General features: G+C 48.0%; 7 protein-coding genes and 1 pseudogene. 6 read left to right on the forward strand and 2 right to left on the reverse strand.

The genetic code is table 11. The features are described from left to right. On the reverse strand, positions 1-5439 hold a 5439-nt coding region (locus SLS51_RS14890), incomplete at its 3' end, for a two-partner secretion domain-containing protein (protein ID WP_323839491.1). A 48-nt stretch (positions 5440-5487) separates the two neighbouring features. Beyond that, positions 5488-7152 carry a ShlB/FhaC/HecB family hemolysin secretion/activation protein gene (locus SLS51_RS14895; RefSeq protein WP_323839535.1) on the reverse strand — a complete coding sequence of 555 codons (1665 nt, stop codon included), beginning with the start codon at positions 7150-7152 and terminating at the stop codon, positions 5488-5490. A 485-nt stretch (positions 7153-7637) separates the two neighbouring features. On the opposite strand from SLS51_RS14895, the pseudogene SLS51_RS14900 reads away from it, so the two are divergent. The 6 genes and pseudogenes from SLS51_RS14900 to rlmN all read left to right on the forward strand — a co-directional run. After that, positions 7638-7830 (forward strand): annotated as a pseudogene (locus tag SLS51_RS14900) (transposase); the annotation flags it as partial. 799 nt (positions 7831-8629) lie between these two features. After that, positions 8630-9430: an MBL fold metallo-hydrolase gene (locus SLS51_RS14905; protein WP_323839492.1), complete on the forward strand. Its 801-nt coding sequence runs from the start codon at positions 8630-8632 to the stop codon at positions 9428-9430. 980 nt (positions 9431-10410) lie between these two features. Further along, a complete protein-coding gene (locus tag SLS51_RS14910; RefSeq protein WP_323839493.1) occupies positions 10411-15441 on the forward strand; it encodes an alpha-2-macroglobulin family protein in 5031 nt (1676 codons plus the stop codon). 56 nt (positions 15442-15497) lie between these two features. Then, positions 15498-17819: a peptidoglycan glycosyltransferase PbpC gene (gene pbpC, locus SLS51_RS14915; protein WP_323839494.1), complete on the forward strand. Its 2322-nt coding sequence runs from the start codon at positions 15498-15500 to the stop codon at positions 17817-17819. A 218-nt stretch (positions 17820-18037) separates the two neighbouring features. Continuing rightward, on the forward strand, positions 18038-18463 hold the full coding sequence (ndk, locus tag SLS51_RS14920; protein ID WP_011145680.1) for a nucleoside-diphosphate kinase: 426 nt from the start codon (positions 18038-18040) through the stop codon (positions 18461-18463). 182 nt (positions 18464-18645) lie between these two features. Further along, positions 18646-19824: a dual-specificity RNA methyltransferase RlmN gene (gene rlmN / locus SLS51_RS14925; RefSeq protein ID WP_323839495.1), complete on the forward strand. Its 1179-nt coding sequence runs from the start codon at positions 18646-18648 to the stop codon at positions 19822-19824. Positions 19825-19872 lie beyond the last annotated feature (48 nt).

A 19872-nucleotide genomic window follows, 5' to 3' on the forward strand; every position in this document is an offset into this window, starting at 1 on the left:
ATTCTTGACGTCACTGGCGGTTAATTGCACATTGTTGATGGCGCTCAACGACAAGGTACCTTTATCGTTCTGCACATAAATCCCCGCCGGACGGTCCAGCCAGCGGTTAGCTTCATCCCCGCGCACGGTCGATGCACTGGTGATATCCCGGCCTTTCAAGGCTACCCGGTCATCCCCCTGAATCCGGCCGCCCCGGTTGGCGAGCGTCTGTTGGGCCGTCACATCCACTTTGCCGCCGCGAATAAAGCCGCTGTTGGTCAGGTTGTTGGCCGTCAGTTGAGTGACGTCACGCCCGCTAATCGTGCCACTGTTGGTGATATCGCCCTGACTGTTGAGCGCCACGGTATTCCCGGCCAGCAAGGCACCGTCACTGCTCAGGTCGCCCTGACGGACGCGCGCATAAACCTGCGGCACAGTGACCACCTCGGTAGTGCCATCCGGCAAGGTGACGGTTTGGTTAGTCAGCCAGATAATGTCCGAAGTCAGCAACGCCATCTGCGCCGGACTCAAGGCCACACCCGGCGTCAATTGTTGCTGTTTGCCAAAGGCAATACCGGCATCCATCAGCGCTTTAAACTGGGCTTCATCATTGTTGTAACCGGGCAGATAGCGCTGGCCGGTCAGTTGGGTGATTTGGTCCCGCACCAGCCGCTGTTCGTAGAACCCATCGCCCAGACGTTTGTGGACCAGCGCCGGGTCATGCGTTAACTGTTGCCGCATATAGTCCGAGCCCAGCCACTGCTTATACTGGGTGAATTTCGGGTCGGTCTCCACCAGATAGTGGCTGTCACTGCCCGGTTGCACGGTATACAGGCTGTTATTCGGCAAACGCGTATCGGGCGTCACCACACGTATCACCGGGTCGACCGTGTGTCCTTTGACGGTCTCCGGGGGCAACGTCAGTTCAAACGGCTGACCGGGCGGCAAGACCAGTGGCTGATTGTTGATACCGTTCACCGGTGTGACCGCCGTAGGGGCAGAATGTATCTGGCCGGTTTGTCGGTCCGTAATCGTGATATCGGTGCCCTGTGGACGGGTATGCGCCTGCCAGGCCAGGGTTTTCAGGTCGATGGTTTCTATTATCGGCGCGGGAGCATAACGGCTGCGGCTTTTTCCCTGCGAGGTTTTGGTACCACGGAATCGGGGCTTCAGTCGTTTCTTTTTCGCATACCAGTGAGTCTGACTGCCGGTATCGGTGGTAATCCGTTCCCCCTGAGTAGCGATATTGTGCAGTTCGCCTATCACCCCGTCCAACGCCCCGCCGGCGATAATTTGGCTGTCGTGATTGGTGACCTGCGCACTGTTGAGCGTCATATTGCCGCCGGCCAGAATTTTACCGGGGTCACTCTGTTTGACCTGAGTTTCCCTGACAGTCCGGGTGTACTGATATTCGTAAAAATCATTACTGCCGCTGCCGTCCGGCATGATGGCATCGTGCACTTTGTATTTATTGCGGTGGGAAGTGTCCACCTGTGACCAGTCGTAACGGGTGGTCTGGCCGCTCAGTACTGCATCGTGATGCTGAGACTTTTCTGTTTCGACGACCTGAGTCACCAACCCGGCATTGGTGTTGTTAATCCGGTCAGCCTGAATCTTCAGGTTGTTCCCGGCTTCAATCGTCGCGGCGTGATTATTGAGTTCACCGGCTTGACCGGTGGCCGTCAGGGTATTATCCAACCGGCCGCCGATGTGCAGGTCGCCCACGCTGTAAATCTGGGCATGGTCACTGTTGTTCAGTGTGCCGGTGCCAATATCCAGCCGGTCCCGCGCCGCAATCACGGCGGCTTTGCCGTCCTGTGCGGAGTTATTCAGTGTGCCCGTCTGAAGGGCGAGCCGGTCACCGTAAAGGCGCCCGGTGCCGGTATTGTTCAGGGTGTTGGCCGTGAGATGGGTCAGGCCGCCGTCAATCAGCCCGGTGTTGTTCAGCGCATCGTGAACCTGGATTTGCGTTTGTTTGGCGCTGATTTCACCGGAGGCGCTGTTGGTGAGATTCTGTGCGTCCAGATGCAGCGCCTGACCGGCTTTTATCTGGCGGTCATTGATAAGATTGCCGGTCGTTTTCAGGGTCAGATTGCCATTAGCCGCGGTGTTGCCGGTATGGTGAAAATCCTCAGTTAAGGTGACCGCCATATCGCCCTGTGATAACAGTTGGCCGTCACCACTTAAGGCGTGTGCGTTAATCGTGGCGTGTTCCCCGGCAATCAGGGTGCCTTGCCGGTTGTTAATCACCAGATTCGGTTGCTGAGCCTCGCTTTTGACCGTGAGCTGTTTACCTGCGGAGACCAGCCCTTGCGCATTCTCCAGAGTCTGGCTGATGTTCGCCTGCAAGTGGTTGGCCGCCCGTAAAGCGCCCTGGGTATTGTCCACCTGTTGGGCGTTGACCGTCAGGTTTTGCGCTTCCAGCCCTTTATCAACCTGCGCTGTTTCCCGGTTAATCAGGCGCACGGTGTTCAGGGTGAGTTGCGTGCCACCACGGATAAGGCCACCGGTGTTATCGGTTTGGGTCTTAACATTCAACACGGTGTTGCCCACCGCCTGCACCTGCCCATGACGATTGTCGAGCTGGTGAGTGTTCAAGGTTAACGTGTCGGTGGATAACAGTTTGCCGTCCCGGTTATCCAGCGCGGCGTGTCGGGTGTCGATAACCAACTGTCCGCCTTGCAGATAACCGTGGCGATTGTCCAGTGGGCCGCTGGTGACGGTGGTTTTGCCCTCGCCAATAATCTGGCCCTGTCGGTTATCCAGTAACTGGCCGTCGGTATCCAAAGTCAGGGCGTCGGCGGATTGTAAAGTCCCCTCGCGATTTATCAGTTGTTGACTGTGAATGTCCAGCCCGCTATTTCCGGCTATCTGGCCCTGAGTATTATTGAGTGCAGTGCTGGTCAGCGCAGTTTTGCCGTCCGCCGCTATCATGCCGCCGGTGTTATCAACATCGCCGGTGCGCAAAGTTAACTGCCCGCCACTCAATAACCGGCCTGCTTTTTGGTCGGCATTGCGGGTATTGGTGAATCGGTGGCCGTGGGTATCAACGGTCATCTCGCGGCCAGCCTGTAACAACCCTGCGGTGTTATCCAGTTGACCGCTATTTAAGGTCAGGGTGTCTTCGGCTATCACCTGTCCGGCGGTATTGGTGAAGGGATGGCCTGTGGTCTGGCTATTGATATGCTGTGCCAGCAACACCCCCTGGGTGTTATCCAACGTCTGGCTAGTCGTAGTCAGTCGGGTTTTGGCTTCAAGATGGCCGTGAGCGTTTTGAATGGCTTTGCCAACGGTGAGGGTGGCGCTGTCCCCGGCGGCAACCATGCTCCCCCGGCGATTATCCAGTTGGGCAGCGCTGAGCTGGAGCGCGTGGCTCGCTTCCAGTCGGCCCGCCTGATTGGCCAGCGTGTCTTTAACTGTCAGTGTCAACGAACCTTGGTCGGCGGCCACGATGTTGCCGTGACGATTATCAACGGTCGTTGCTTTAAGGTTCAGATTACCGTTGCCCGCAATAGTGCCGCGTTGGTTATCCAGTCGCCGGGTGGTAAGGGACAAGTCATCCTTACCCCGTTGTTGCATCACACCGCCTTGATGGCTCAGGGTGTCGGCGTTGATGGTTATCTGCCCGGCCTGAGTTTCAGCCTGGTTGAGTTGCAGTTCACCGGCCTGTATCGTCAGGGTGCCATTGGTCAGCAGTTTGCCCTTATCACCCAGCCACTGTTGGGTGTTGAGTGACAGTTGTCCGTTGCCCGCCAGTTGCACCGTGCCTTGAGTATTATCTGCCTGATGCGCGGTGAGATGCAGGTCCTCGCCCTGACTGGCAATAGTGCCCTGACGGTTGTTAAGCCGGTCAGTGGTGAGGGTCAATTTCCCCTGATTGAACACCATCCCCTCACGGTTATTCAGGGTGCGGGTATGGAGCGCCAGTTCACCGGTCCCGGTCTGGTTAATTTTTCCTTTCAGGTTAGAGATATCCGGGGTTGTGAGGTGAATTTCCCGCGCCACTAACTGGCCGCCGTCGTTGTTAAACTGGCCCGGCGTTTTCGCGCTAAAACGGTCGGCGTTGACGGTGGCACGAGCGGTACTTATCCCCGATTGACCGGCGGTCAGTTGAATCTGACCGGCTGCGGTCTGGCTGTCGCTCAGGTCAATCTGTTGACTGTGGATTGCCAGCGTATCGGTGGCCAGATTTTTGCCATTGGCCTGAACGTGCTGTGCCGTCAGGGTCAGTGAGCCGGGTCGGGTAGTGTTGCCGTTATCATCCAGCCCCGCAGCCCATACGCTGTCATGGCTACTGTGTATCGTACCCGCAGTGACGGTGGTATCGCCGCGGGCTTCCACCCGGCCCTGATTGCGCAGTGCTCCCTTGGTCTGTAAATTCACCGTCGATTGTGACAGCAATTTGCCGGTGTTAGTGACATCGGCAGACGAGGTTAATTGCAACGTATCCCGGCTGCTTAGGGTGCCGCGGTTCTCTATCCGGCCCTCAGCGGTAATATGGACCTCCCCGGCAGACGCGCCGATATTACCGGCATTATGCACGCCCACCCCCGCTTCGGTGCCTATCAGCCTGATTTTATGGGCATACATGCCGCCCAGCGCCGCCACATCCAACGCAAACGCCGGGTGCTGTTCATCGTCAATCGATTTTTTCTCCCTCTGCTGATGCGTCGCATCCACAATATTGCGCCCGGTGGTCACTTTCAGGTCTTGCGCATGTAATTTGGCGTTAATCGCCACGGAACGGGCGATAATATCGGTGTAACTTTGCTGTGTACTGTCCATGCCGTGCCCGTCAATCTGCACTTCCCCCTGATTGACATCAAACCCTTTCAACCGGCCCCGCTCCATCAGCGCCTGTCCGGTGGTGAGCGTGGTACGATGCGCGTTAATGAACCCGCAACCGTTACAGGTGATACCCGAAGGATTGGCAATAATCACCTCGGCTTTATGCCCGGCCACTTCAATCCAGCCGTTGAGGTGACTGCGGTTATGGCTGTTGACTTCGTTGAGGATAACGCTGGCATCCCCTTTGGCTAACCATGGATTGCCTGCTACCATGCCGCCGAGTTGCGTCTGGGTGGCCTGATGGCTGTTATTGAGGATAACGCCTTGTTTATCCACGTCAAACTGACGGTAGGTATTGTGGGAAACCCCGTCGGCGCCCGGCGTCTGAATATTGACCTGCGGCGTGCCGTTGGCGCTGCGAATGAGGGTCGGCTGCTGACGTCCCGGGGCCTGTCCATCGGCCACAATCGCCGCCTGTGCGGTAAGCGAAATTCCGCCAAGAGCGCATAACAACCCAAACCGTAGCGCAGTGAGTCGGCAACGATGCTGCGGTGAAGACGGGCGACGTGCGCGGCGTCCGGTTCGTCCCCGTCCGGCCCGCGCTATCTCGGCCACCACCATCCACATCTGACGGGCCTGATTAAAGATAATACGATATAACTGCGTGTTCATGACGTTTGCTCCACACAACACTACCCACGGGCAGCTTTGTTATTTGAATTAATACTGCCAATACAGGTTGAAGCCGGCCGTGACCGGGGAGGTTTGGAAACCGGCGGGTTTGGACAGCGGGACGCCGACAAACAGGTCGTAGCTCACCTTTTTCAGGTTGCCGCGCCAGCCCAGGGCACTCCCCGCCAGGTGTTTTCCCAGCAGAGCATCACTGCCCCGTCCGCCCACTTCGCCATAATCCATTGCCAGATACAGCGATTGCCCGCGCAGCGGAGTTTGCCAGTCCAGTTCATTGCGGCTGTACCAACCCCGATCAGCGGATAAGGTCAACTCGCCATCAAAGCCGCGCACCGTCCAGCGGCCACCGATTGAGAATCGATCCTGGGGCGTCAATGGGCTGGCGCTTATCTGACGCAGATATTGGGTCTGATAAGAAAAGGGCTGAGAAAACAGCGTTAACGGCCCGGCAAGTGTCGCCGAGAACTGGGTGATTTTGGGTAAGGCGGTCCCTTCATTGCGGTACTCTTCCGGTGCAGGTTGTGCGCCAAACCAGCGCATGCCCTGCTGGTAAGTCACCCGGGTATCCAGCGTCGCGCTGCCGATAAAGTGATGATGCGACAGCCCCAGCTTCCAGCCCGCGGTTTCCCGGCGCTGAACATCAACTTCGGTCTTATCAATAAAATTGCGCGAAGTCCGGCGATAAATTTCACCGTTGAGCAGAGTCTTTTGGTCAGCGTTACGGTGCAGCACCCGGCTAAGCTGGACCGCCAGGTTTTGACTTTTGCCCCGGTATTGGATCGCTTGATTCAGCCCGGCTATCGTCTGGGTATAATCGTAATGACTGGCCGTCACGCTCGCCATCCAGTAGCCGAAGGGCAGAGAGTAATAGAGCGTGTCGTTTTGGCTGCCCTTCCCGGCAGACGAATGAATATCGCGCCCACCGGAGAGATAGAACAGGTCGCTGAGCGCCAGCGGGTTATCCAGAAAAAAGGTGAGTCCGCCCTGATAACGCCCGGTGCTTTTCGAGCCGGTATCATCCAGATACGTGGCGATTCGCCAGTGCCGGGACTGACGCCAGTCCAGCACAATATCACTCTCCCCCGGCTGCTCTGCCGGGACAATGTTCATATCCGCCTGCACGGTCGGGAAACGTTGCAGGTTTTCCAATCCCTGCTCAATATCCCGTAAATCCAGTAATTTTCCTTCACGCGCGGGAAAGGGGGTTATCCGCTGGATATATTTTCCGCTGTCAGGGGTATAGCGGATATGCCGGATTTTGCCCGGTATCATCACCAATTTTAAGGTTTGGGTACGCAAATCCTGACGAGGAACCAGAACCCGGCTGGTGACATAGCCGTGATTAATGAGCTGATCTTGCAATTGGGTTATCAGCCGGCTAATGCCTTTACCGCCCAGACAATGGTTTTCGCCCTGTTGAGCGACACGCCGGAACGGTAACCAGTGCGGGAAATTTTCGGTGCCTGCCAGTCTGACGTGGGTAATGGGAAAACACGGAGTTTCCACCGGAAAAGCAGATGATTCCCCGGTTTCCGGTACAGACAGGTGAACCTCCGCGGGCGGCGGGGCTAATTGCGCCTCCAGGGCTTGCTGACGGGCCTGTTGATGAATGAGTTGTTGATCTGCGATGTCGGCGGCTTGACTACCTGAGACTGCACTACAAAAAACCGTTAATACTACAATACTGCTTTTCATTGACTTTCTATTCCACAATGTCGAAACAGCATTAACCACGAATTTAACTTAGCGATCAATATTTGGGGTTGATTATTAGCCGGGTAACTAAAGTAGGGGGAGTGGTTAAGATAGCAGCAAAAACAAGAGGTTATATGACAAAGCAAAAAACAGGCCAATGTGATTATTTTGTGACAGGATTGTATAAAAAACAGATTAATATTAACCATTTAATAATCAACATTAATAATTTCAAATTAATTTTATTTTTTTGCTTTATTTGTGTAATGTAAATCGCATTTATGATGATTGATTTCAGTATGAAACCACTTTACAAGTGAATCTTGTCGTAAATTCGTGATGGGATATTACCTTTTGTGATTATGTGAGGGGTTATCTATGCCAATCTTGCGTTCTTACCTGCCACTCGATCGGCCAGAAGATCACTTAACCTAAATCTTTTATAATTATATGGGATAAATAGCATGATTTGTTGGCGTCATTGCTCACCTTGGGAAAGGGGGATCAATGAAAATATCAATGGGTTAATCAGGCAATACTTTCCAAAGGGAACCGATTTTAATGAAGTCTCTCAGTTTGTGGTAAACCGATTAAAGTAATCGCCCCCGAAAAACTCGGGGTGGTAAAACACTAAATGAGTTATTTAAAGTAATACGGATATGTTTACTTCCAGAGTAACGATGTTGCACTTCTTATGTGAATCTACCAATTATTTTTAAATATATTAATTCTATTTTTACATAAAAATAATATATTTTTGTTATCGTATTAATAAAGGTGTTAATAATAGTTAGATATAAATATACCCGTCATCTTTCAAGTTGCTTATTTGTTGGCTGCACTCACTCACCCCGGTCACATAGTTCTCTATGCTCCCGGGGATTCGCTCCCTTGCCGCCGCGATGCATCTTGAAATCCATAGGGTATAGACATGTTATGTTTATAATGATAGGTGATGTTTCTATATAAAGACAATTATTCATTATTCTATTCTATTTGATTTTTTTTCATATAATATAAAGTCAAATTATATTGATAAATATATTATATTTTTATCTTATAATTTGGATGAAATGAGAGTGGTAATGTAAGTCAATTTCTGCTGGTCTTGTGGTGATATTTAAAATTAATCATTGTCAATTATGATAGGCATTAGTATAGTCTATTTGATTAAATTAGTTGAATAGCCTGCCGTTGATTTTTATTTATTAATAATATATTCATCTCTGACTTTAAAAATATGTTGTACAGCAAGGTATAATATTTGTATGTTAATATTGCAAGACAATAAATATGATAGAGAGATAATCATTTCATGTTGAAAAATTAACTGTCAGTAGAGGGGAGGAATTTGTGATCTACTTATAAAAATGTGACGATATAATGGCTTTTCATTATTTTATTGATGTACGTCAATGCTATTGTTACCCGTACCGTTTAATAGAAACGTGACTTCAATAAAATTAATGGATATGCTATGTCGTTAAAAATAACTGTACTACTGGAAAATAAAACATCTGATTCATATTTGATAGCTAAGCCTGGTTTGAGTCTTTTACTTGAAGATGGTGAAGAGAAGATAATTTTTGATACCGGCCCGGATGGTAGTTATATTGAGAATGCAAATAGGATGGGGATATCTATTGATGATATATCCAAAATTGTTATCTCTCATGGGCATTCTGATCATATAGGTGGTGTTAACTATTTTCCACATAATGCTAAATTAATATGTCATCCTGATGCATTAAATGAGAAGTATTATGGTGTTATGTTCAGAAAAATTGCGTTAAAATTTAAAAAAATGTCGGGTAAAATTAATAAACGAGTCAAGAAGAGAGTTTTTTTTCGTTTAACGAAATCGCATATGAAGATAAGTGAGCGATTTATTTTTTCAGGGGAAATAGCAAATAATAATCGAAAATCTTTTGGGTTAATTAGAAAAAGCTCTTGGGCCAATGATTATATATTGGATGATAGTGCGTTAATTTGGAAAAGCGATAATGGATTGGTGATTATCGTTGGCTGTGGTCATTCTGGTATTTGTGAAATTATTAACCACGCTAAAATGATTACCGGTGTGGACAAAGTATGCGCGGTAATAGGCGGATTGCATTTAAGGAGAGCGTTACCGACGGAGTTATTGAAAATCAGAGAATTTTTCATAAAAGAAAATATAAAAGAGGTCTATGGATGTCATTGTACTGGTAGCTGGGGAAGACTTTGGTTACCAAATGTCAAACAGCTAAAAACAGGACAGGTATTATTAGTCGAGTAACATAATGAAAGTCGTTGAGAAAATGGATGTTCATCAGGTTATTACCCCATTTGCGACAGCGTTGAGGTTGAGGATTTTATTGTTATTTTATAAAAAACAATTTGTATATTCAGTGTTTCACGCAAATCATTATTGCCACTTTTGATAGGAAAGTGGCACTCTATTTACAGATTACAGATTACAGATTACAGATTACAGATTACAGATTACAGATTACAGATTACAGATTAATGGTAATTTCTGCATCAGAAGTTAAATGTATTTTATTTATATAGCTTTTATACCCAATGGATTTCAAGATGCATCGCGACGGCAAGGGAGCATAGGTAACTATGTGACCGGGGTGAGTGAGTGCAGCCAACAAAGAGGCAACTTGAAAGATGACGGGTATATTTGTTATAAATATCTTATTGAGATAATGATTAGTCTTAATAAATGGTTAATAATGTATTAAATAAAATGTTAAATATACATTTATTAAAGTTATTGATTGAGATAATTAATTTATTAAACAATGGTATATTGGAGCCAGATATGTTTAATCCGATAATGATATTTATAATCGGTACAATAATGATAATTTCCTGTTTTATTCAATTTGTTTTAATGGTCGGTTTTATATTGTTTTACTGTTTGTAAATTATCAAGCGGATGGTGCAGTGAAGGTCTATCTTCGGTCACTGAGGAAAATGACAAAATTTTAATTTTTTTACAAGATATATTGAGTTCTTAATGAAAAATTGAATCGATAAATTTAGATTTATTTATTGTTTCTATGATGTTTAATTCATTAAAATAACAGGCTATTATATGAACTAAATGTCTTTACGTTGCTTATATAAATAGGCGGTCGGTATATAGGCGATATATAAGTTGTCATAGGTATGTTGGTTATATCTGTTTGATTTAAATTTAATATATTGATTTACACCCTAAAATCCTACCACCCGTTGGTTGGAGTTAAGACAGAGGTTATGGTTATGAATCAAGGTCAAATCTGGCAACGGCCAGGAAGAAACAAACGTTATTTGGCGGTGATTTTAGCTTCTTTGCTGATGCTTTCTGGTTGTGACCAATCTGATAGCACTGATAATAAGCAGGCGGCTAAACCGCAGTCCACAGAAATTCAAAGCGAAAAAGCACCTCAACAATCAAATACTCCACCAAAATCAGTAAAACCGAAAGACGCGGCATCACTGGCTGAATTGGTAAAACGTTATGCCGGTAAACCAGTGAAGATTCTGGATGCCTCTGAAGTTCAGCTTGATGGCGCTAGTGCAATGGTGGTGACATTTTCTGTTCCTTTAGATCCGAATCAGGATTTTGCGCAGAATGTCCGTTTGGTGGATGTCAAAGAGGGCAAACTTGATGGGGCGTGGGAACTGTCAGATAACATGATGGAGCTTCGCTTGCGCCATTTGCCGCCCTCCCGTAAGTTGCAATTGACCGTAGATAAAGATGTTAAAGGTATCAATGATCGTCAACTCGAAACGGTTTATGAGAAAACGCTGACAACCGCGACGATTTCTCCGTCTGTCGGTTTTGCCAGCAAAGGCTCTTTGTTACCCAGTAAAGTCGCTAAAGGTTTGCCGGTATTGGCTCTGAATGTTAATCGTGTTGATGTTAATTTTTTCAGGATAAAAGAGGCGGCATTACCGGCTTTTATTGCACAGTGGCAATATCGCAATAATATGAGTTCTTGGGAATCGGAAGAGATGCTCAAAGATGCGGAACTGGTTTATACCGGCCGTTTCGATCTGAATCCGACATTGAATACCCGCGAAAAATTACTGTTGCCATTGAGTAATATCAAAGAGTTACAGCAAGATGGCGTTTATTTGGCGGTGATGCAACAAGCGGGTAAATACACTGACACCAATCCAGCAACAATGTTTACCTTAAGTGATATTGGTGTTTCTATGCACAGTTATCTGGATAAGATGGATCTGTTTACCCAATCTTTGGCGCAAGGTAGCAGCCTGAAAGGGGTGGAAATACGGCTGTTGGATGAGAAAGGGCAATTATTGTCAAAGGCAACAACGGACGATGATGGACACGTCAGCTTAGAAAAAAATGCGAAAGCGAAACTATTGCTCGCTACTCATGATCACCAAACCAGTATGATTGATTTGGCATCACCGGCGCTGGATCTGTCTGAATTTGATATCTCTGGCCCACAAGGGTACAGCAAACAGTTTTTTGTTTTTGGACCTCGTGATCTCTATCGCCCGGGTGGAACGTTGATTGTCAATGGCCTGTTGCGTGATGGTGATGGCCGCGCAATGAAAAGTCAGCCAGTTAAAGTGGATGTACTGAAAACCGATGGTCAGGTTGTTCGTAGTTTTGTCTGGCAACCCGAAAATGGGTTGTATCAGTATCGCTATGCGATCCCCCAGTCAGCGGCTACCGGGCTCTGGTCGCTACGTTTTGATGTGGGCGATAACAAACTCCGTTATTACAAGTTTAATGTCGAAGATTTTATGCCGGAGCGTATGGCACTGGAAATTAGTGGTGAGTCGCAACCCGTGATGAAAGACCACGATGTGGATTTCGCGATTAAAGGCCGTTATTTATATGGAGCGCCTGCCGCATATAATCGCTTGCAAGGGCAATTATTTCTGCGCCCAGCTCGGGATGCGGTAGCAAAATTGCCTGGCTATGAGTTTGGTGCGGTTACAGAAGACAATCTTAGTCGTACATTGGATGAGTTTGATTTGATTTTAGGTAATGAGGGTAAAGCCGTAATTAATGTCAGTGCCGACAACTGGAGTTCGGTCTCTTCGCCGGTAAACGTCATTGTACAGGCAGGTTTGCTTGAATCGGGTGGTCGCCCGGTAACTCGTCGAGTTGAACAGGCCGTTTGGCCGGCAGAAAAGCTGGTTGGTATCCGTCCGTTGTTTAATCAGAAAGAGATTTATGACTATCGCGTAGGTCGTTACCAAAGTCGTTACAATGTGGATGAAAATTCACTGGCGCAATTTGCGGTGGTGTATACCGATGCCAATGGAAAAAAATATGCGGCAAAAGATTTAACTGCCCGTCTGGTTTATGAACGCCGTGACTATTATTGGCGTTGGTCGGATGGTGAAGGTTGGCAATCAGGCTATGACCAGAAAGATTTGGTGATGGCAGATGAGCACATTCAGATTGCTCAAGATGGTACGGCAAAGGTCAGTTTTCCGGTTGATTGGGGGTCGTACCGTATTGAAGTGGTTAATCCAGAAAATCAATTAGTGACCAGCGTTAATTTCTGGGCGGGTTACTCATGGCAGGACAATACCGGTGGTACAGGGGCTGTTCGTCCTGATCAGGTGAAGTTATCTCTGGATAAACCCGCTTATCAGGTAGGTGAGAAGATAAAACTGCATATGGTTGCACCACAGGCCGGTAAAGGTTATCTGTTGGTGGAATCCAGTGAAGGGCCACTTTGGTGGCAAAAAATTGATGTGCCAGAACAAGGTTTGGATGTGGAAGTGCCGGTAAATAAAGAGTGGCGTCGTCATGACCTTTATTTAACCGCTGTGGTGGTGCGTCCAGAGGATAAATCTCGTCAGGTGACACCGAAACGGGCCATTGGCGTGTTGCATCTGCCGTTGGCTGATGAAAATCGTAAACTGGATTTGACGTTATCCGCACCGGAAAAAATGCGTCCGAATCAGAATCTTACTGTTAAAATCAAGGCGACACCACAGCAAGGGCGGAAATTACCTAAGCAGGTTAATGTGCTGCTTTCTGCTGTCGATACGGGGGTGCTGAATGTCACGAATTTTAAAACTCCAGACCCCTATGAGGCCTTCTTTGGTCATAAGCGTTACAGTGTCGATCAATATGATGTGTATGGTCAGTTGATTGAAGGTGAAGGCCGTTTGGCGAATCTGCGTTTTGGCGGTGATGGTGATGATAGCGCCCTTGATCGTGGCGGCAGAAAGCCATTAACCGAAGTTAAGATTATCGCTGAACAAGCACAGCCAGTGACGCTGGATGAAAATGGCGAAGGGCAGATCGTTTTGCCAATCCCTGATTTCAATGGTGAATTGAGGTTGATGGCTCAAGCGTGGAGTGAAGATGAGTTCGGCCACGGTGAAAATAAAGTTGTCATTGCTGCACCGGTGATTACACAGATGGCACTACCTCGCTTTATGGCGGGGGGTGATCACGCATTGTTGTCGTTGGATTTGACTAACTTGACTGAACAGACGCAAAACTTGACTTTGAACTTTGCTGCTAATGACCTAATTAAGTTAGAGGGGGATGTTAGTAAAGAGATAACATTGGAAAAGGGCAAACGCACCACAGTAGAGATTCCGGTCACAGCGGATTTGGGGTTTGGTCAAGGAGAGGTTTCCCTGACGGTTGATGGTCTGAATTTACCCGGTGAAAATCTGAAACCGTATAAAAATAGTTGGCAGATTGGTGTGCGTCCGGCACAGCCAGCGGAAACGGTTCTGTTCGCTAATGTTATTCATCCGGGAGAGGAGTGGCAGTTGCCGCTAAATGCTTTATCGGGTTTATCGCCAGAAGGCGCCGAGGGGCAGTTGTTACTGAGCAGCCGTCCACCGTTACAGATTTCACGCTATATTCGTGAATTGTACGCCTATCCATATGGCTGTCTTGAACAGACAATCAGTGGGCTTTATCCGTCACTCTATTCGAACAAATCAGAGCTGAATAGTTTGGGTATCAGAGCGGAAGATGATAATAAACGTCGGGCGAGTATTGATGAGGGAATTATTCATCTGTTGAGTATGCAGCGTCATGACGGTAGCTTTGCTTTATGGGATAAAACCGGTGATGAAGAGTATTGGTTAACCGCCTATGCCACCGATTTTCTATTCCGTGCAAGTCAACGAGGTTACAGCGTACCTAAAGAGGTACTGACTTCTGCCAATAACCGTCTGTTACGTTATTTACAGGATAAGAGTGTTATTAACTATCCCTACAGCCAGAATCAGGACGCAATGCGATTCTCGGTTCAGTCTTATGCTGGTCTGGTGCTTGCCAATCAACAGAAAGCTCCATTGGGCGCTCTGAGACAAGTTTATGAACGCCGTCAGCAAGCAGGTAATGGCTTGTCACTGGTACAACTGGGTGTTGCACTGAAATTGATGGGGGATAACACCCGAGCAGATGAAGCGGTTCGTTTGGGGATCAGTAAAAATCGTCATGATGATTTAGATTTAGGTGATTACGGCAGTGCCATCCGTGACAACGCCATGATTGTTGCTCTGTTGACTGAAAATAACATGCTAATAAAGGAACGTGATGAGAAATTGCTGGCTCTGTCTGATGAATTGACATCCCGCAATTATTTCTCAACTCAGGAGAGTAATTCACTCTACTTGGCGGGACGTTTCTTTATTGATACCTCAGTGCAGCCGTGGAAGGCGGTGATTAATCAGCAGACTTCACCAATAAGTAGGGATAAGCCCTATAGTGAGATGCTGTATCCACAGGATATTCAGCAAGGTGTGAATATCAGTAACTTTGGTGACAGCACGCTCTATTCACGAGTGAATGTGGTGGCCTACCCACTGAGCTCTCCGAAACCTTACGCTAATGTGCTGAAAATTCAGCGTAGCTATCTGGATATGAAGGGTAATCCGGTTTCCATTGACCATCTGAAAAGCGGTGAAATGGTGGTTGTGAAGCTGGTGGTGAGCTCAGATAAACCCGTACAGGATGCTTTGGTTGTTGATTTATTACCCGCCGGTTTGGAGCTGGAAAACCAGAACTTGGCTAACAGCAGTGCCAAGTTGAGTGAGAGTGCCGCTAATCTTCAAGAGTTGATTGGCGATATGCAACAGGCGACGATTCATCATATTGAATATCGTGATGATCGATATGTGGCGGCAGTCGCGGTTGATCCGTCTCAGCCAGTGACGTTGCTCTATTTGGCACGTGCTGTAACACCGGGTGTCTACACCATTCCTGCGCCACAGGTGGAATCTATGTATGTGCCTTATTGGCGTGCGGTGGGTTCTACACCTGAAAAACTGGAAGTTGTCCGCTAAATTTGTCAGCCCTTATGCTCAGGTGTAAGGGCTGGTTTCTCTCCAGGTATTCATTGATGAAGAAAACGCATCGCCTTATATGGCTGATTGTATTGTTGTTATTTTTGCTCCCGGCGGGTTTATGGTTGGCAGATAAAATCTGGCCTCTGCCACTGCGTGAAGTCAAAATGGCGCGTATTGTCGTGAGTGAGGATGGTACGCCACTTTGGCGTTTTGCCGATGACGAAGGTGTTTGGCGTTATCCGGTGACGTTGGATCAAGTGTCACCGGAATATCTTCAGGCTTTGCTGACTTATGAAGATCGTTGGTTTTACCAACATCCGGGGATTAACCCGATTTCTTTGGTCAGGGCTGTTTGGCAGGATATTCGGGCAGGTAAAATTTTGTCCGGCGGCAGTACGCTGTCAATGCAGGTAGCCCGGCTGATTGATCCCCATTCACGCACTTTAGGCGGGAAGCTGAAACAGGTCTGGCGTACTTTGCAGCTTGAATGGCACTACTCCAAAGATGAAATTCTGGAAATGTATCTGAACCGTGCGCCGTTTGGGGGCACATTACAAGGTGTCGGTGCGGCGAGTTGGGCATATTTGGCTAAACCGCCCTCTGAACTCTCAGCGGGAGAGGCGGCTTTACTGGCGGTTCTGCCGCAGGCTCCTAGCCGTTTAAGGCCAGATCGCTATCCTGAACGGGCGCAGGCTGCTCGTGATAAGGTGTTGCAACGGTTGGCGCACTATAAAATCTGGCCGGAACAGACGATTGCTGATATTCGGCAAGAAACGTTGTGGTTGGCTCCTCGGCAGGTGCCACAGCTTGCCCCTCTGCTTGCCAGACGAATGGCGAAAGGTACTCGTCAGGAGATCATCAAAACAACCCTTGATGTGGGATTACAGCGTCAGCTTGAAGATATGGCGGTGAATTGGAAGTACCAGTTACCAGAAAAAACGTCGATTGGCGTGTTAGTGGTTGATCATACCGACATGGCGGTAAAAGCCTATATCGGCTCGCTGGATCTACGGGATGATAGCCGTTTTGGTCATGTCGATATGATAAGTTCATGGCGTTCGCCGGGATCAACCTTGAAGCCATTTTTGTATGCCATGGCGCTGGATGATGGGTTAATTCATGGGGAATCACTGTTACAGGATGTGCCTCGCCGCTTTGATTATTATCGCCCGGGAAATTTTGACAGTGGCTTTCATGGGCCGGTCAGTGCCAGTGAGGCGTTGGTTCGTTCACTGAATTTGCCCGCCGTGCAACTGCTTGAAGCCTATGGTGCCAAGCGGTTTACCGCCAATATGCGTAATGTGGGAACCGTATTGCGTTTTCCTCCCGGCAGTGAACCCAATTTATCATTAATTCTTGGTGGCACGGCAACCCGGATGGATCAACTGGTGGCGGCTTACACCGCGTTTGCCCGTCAGGGGAAGGTTTCCCCCTTGAGATTCACTCCGCAGCAGAAATTGCGTGATCGGCAACTTTTTTCCCCCGGCGCGGCATGGATAGTGAGGCGAATTATGGCTGGAGACGCTCTGCCGCAACCTGATGATGTGTTACCGGCACAAGTGCCGCTGGCTTGGAAAACCGGTACCAGCTATGGCTACCGTGATGCTTGGGCCATTGGCTTAAATGCGCGTTATACCATCGGTGTTTGGGTTGGTCGGCCGGATGGTACGCCAGTTGTCGGGCAGTTCGGCTATGCTACGGCGGTTCCCATCATGAATCAGGTCAATAATCTGTTATTCGCCAATATGCGAAATGGGGCTAAACGGATTCCGGTTGATCCGCGTCCAGCTAGTGTGAGTCGGGCAATCATCTGTTGGCCGGGAGGGCAGAGTTTGCCGAAGGGAGAGAATAATTGCCGTCAGCGGCGTCTGAGCTGGATATTGAATAACACTATTCCGTCTACGCTGCCTGCGGTGGGGCAAGAGGCTATTTCGGGTACCAATGAACAGGTGTGGTTGGATAAAAACGGTTTACGTGTTGCTCCTGATTGTCCCGGTGCTCAGGCTAAAAATATCGCTTTGTGGCCGATTACCCTCGAATCATGGTTACCCGCACAAGAGCGACGGGCGCAGCGTTTGCCACCGGTTAACCCTGAGTGCCCACCGTTGAAATCAGATGAAGCACCTTTGTTGATCGTGGGTATTCATAACGGAGATGTATTGAAACGGCTTCCCGGTGTTGGCAGCCTTGATTTACGTGTTACCACTCAGGGCGGTAGTGGTGGGCAGCAATGGTGGTTTCTGAATGGAGAACAGGTAATGACCACAGAAAATAATCAGGGATTTGTTCAGACATTAACTCAACCGGGTAAATATCAGCTTAGTGTTTTGGATTTGGGCGGACAGGTTGATTCTGTCAATTTTACCTTGAAGTAAACGATTCAGGTAAAAGTGTGATTTGTACGAAAAAATGGTAATTTTCGCTAAGAAAAATTTAATGGAATGTTATGTTTTCTGTAGGCAACCGCTATTCGTGCCCCTATAATCAACGCCTCTTTTATACCCGCTAAGGTGGCGGGATGGGTATTAACCGATTAGCTTATCGGGAAAAATTAAAATTATCAGTTGCTGACAGAAGAACCAAGAGGTTATCCATGACGGTTGAACGTACTTTTTCTATTATTAAGCCTAACGCTGTGAAGAAAAATGCCATCGGGGCTATTTATGCTCGTTTTGAAAGCGCCGGGTTTAAAATTATTGCCGCCAAAATGCTTCACCTGACTCGTGAACAGGCTGAGGGCTTCTATGCGGAGCACAAAGGCCGTCCTTTTTTTGATGGTTTGGTGGAATTTATGACTTCTGGTCCGATTGTGGTTCAGGTATTGGAAGGCGAGAATGCAGTACAGCGTCACCGTGACCTGATGGGGGCAACTAATCCTGATAATGCATTAGCCGGTACTCTGCGCGCCGATTACGCGGATAGCTTCACTGAAAACGCGGTTCACGGCTCTGATGCGGTTGAATCTGCAAACCGTGAAATTGCGTATTTCTTCACAGAAGACGAAATTTGCCCACGTTAATTGATTTGCCGTTACCCGTAGCATCATTGCATTAAAGTTTGTACAATGCGGCGCCCCGTTGTTAATTCAACGGGGCGCTTATTATTTGTTACTATACTAAACTGATAGTGACCTGAATTGAAACTTCGCGTTGAGTTCATTAACGCAGAGCCGAAAGTGTTACAACGAGGCGATATAAGAAGATGTCCCAACCAAATACTGCAGCCCAATTTGCTGCTTCTGTCGTGTCTGAAACTCCAGAAAAGAAAGGCGGTAAAATTAACCTGCTTGATCTGAATCGCAAGCAAATGCGCCAGTTTTTCATTGATATGGGAGAGAAACCATTCCGTGCTGATCAAGTGATGAAATGGATATATCATTACTGTTATGACGATTTTGAGCAGATGACAGATATTAACAAAATTCTGCGAGCAAAATTGCAACAAGTTGCAGAGATCCGTGCCCCTGAAGTAGCAGAAGAGCAACGTTCGGCCGATGGTACGATTAAATGGGCGATCACTGTTGGCGATCAGCAGGTTGAAACGGTTTATATCCCGGAAGATGATCGCGCGACCTTGTGTGTCTCTTCTCAGGTAGGCTGTGCACTGGAGTGTAAATTTTGTTCCACTGCTCAGCAAGGGTTTAACCGTAATTTGCGGGTTTCTGAAATTATTGGTCAGGTTTGGCGTGCCGCAAAAATTATTGGTTCACTGAAATCCAGTGGTCGTCGCCCGATTACCAATGTGGTGATGATGGGGATGGGAGAACCGCTGCTTAACCTAAATAACGTGGTGCCTGCCATGGAAATCATGATGGATGATTTTGGTTTCGGTTTGTCAAAGCGCCGTGTGACGTTATCCACATCCGGTGTAGTGCCGGCACTGGATAAACTTGGCGATATGATTGATGTTGCTTTGGCCATTTCCCTGCATGCACCAACAGATGATGTACGGGATGACATCGTTCCTATCAACCGTAAATATAATATTGAGCAGTTCCTTGCCAGTGTGCGCCGCTATTTGACTAAATCTAATGCCAATCAGGGGCGTGTAACCGTGGAATATGTCATGCTGGATCATATTAATGACAGCGTGGAACAGGCTCATCAATTAGCTGAATGCTTGAAAGAGACACCGAGTAAGATCAATCTGATTCCATGGAACCCGTTTCCGGGGGCACCCTATGGTCGCAGTTCCAACAGCCGGATTGATCGCTTTGCTAAGGTGTTGATGGGATATGGTTTCACCACTATTGTCCGCAAGACTCGCGGTGATGATATCGATGCCGCATGTGGTCAACTTGCCGGTGATGTCATTGATCGTACCAAACGTACATTGAAAAAACATCAGGCCGGTGAACCTATTCGGATAAGAGCAGTCTGAATGGGAATGTCCTGTCATGCAGTAATTGAAATGCATAAGTGAAATAAT

This window comes from Photorhabdus africana (assembly GCF_035181445.1).
Classification (GTDB): domain Bacteria; phylum Pseudomonadota; class Gammaproteobacteria; order Enterobacterales; family Enterobacteriaceae; genus Photorhabdus; species Photorhabdus laumondii.

Bases quoted from the DNA above. Each gene is read 5' to 3' on its own strand.
- SLS51_RS14895 (WP_323839535.1), bottom strand. From the start codon at position 7,152: ATGAAAAGCAGTATTGTAGTATTAACGGTTTTTTGTAGTGCAGTCTCA.
- SLS51_RS14905 (WP_323839492.1), top strand. From the start codon at position 8,630: ATGTCGTTAAAAATAACTGTACTACTGGAAAATAAAACATCTGATTCA.
- SLS51_RS14910 (WP_323839493.1), top strand. From the start codon at position 10,411: ATGAATCAAGGTCAAATCTGGCAACGGCCAGGAAGAAACAAACGTTAT.
- pbpC (WP_323839494.1), top strand. From the start codon at position 15,498: ATGAAGAAAACGCATCGCCTTATATGGCTGATTGTATTGTTGTTATTT.
- ndk (WP_011145680.1), top strand. From the start codon at position 18,038: ATGACGGTTGAACGTACTTTTTCTATTATTAAGCCTAACGCTGTGAAG.
- rlmN (WP_323839495.1), top strand. From the start codon at position 18,646: ATGTCCCAACCAAATACTGCAGCCCAATTTGCTGCTTCTGTCGTGTCT.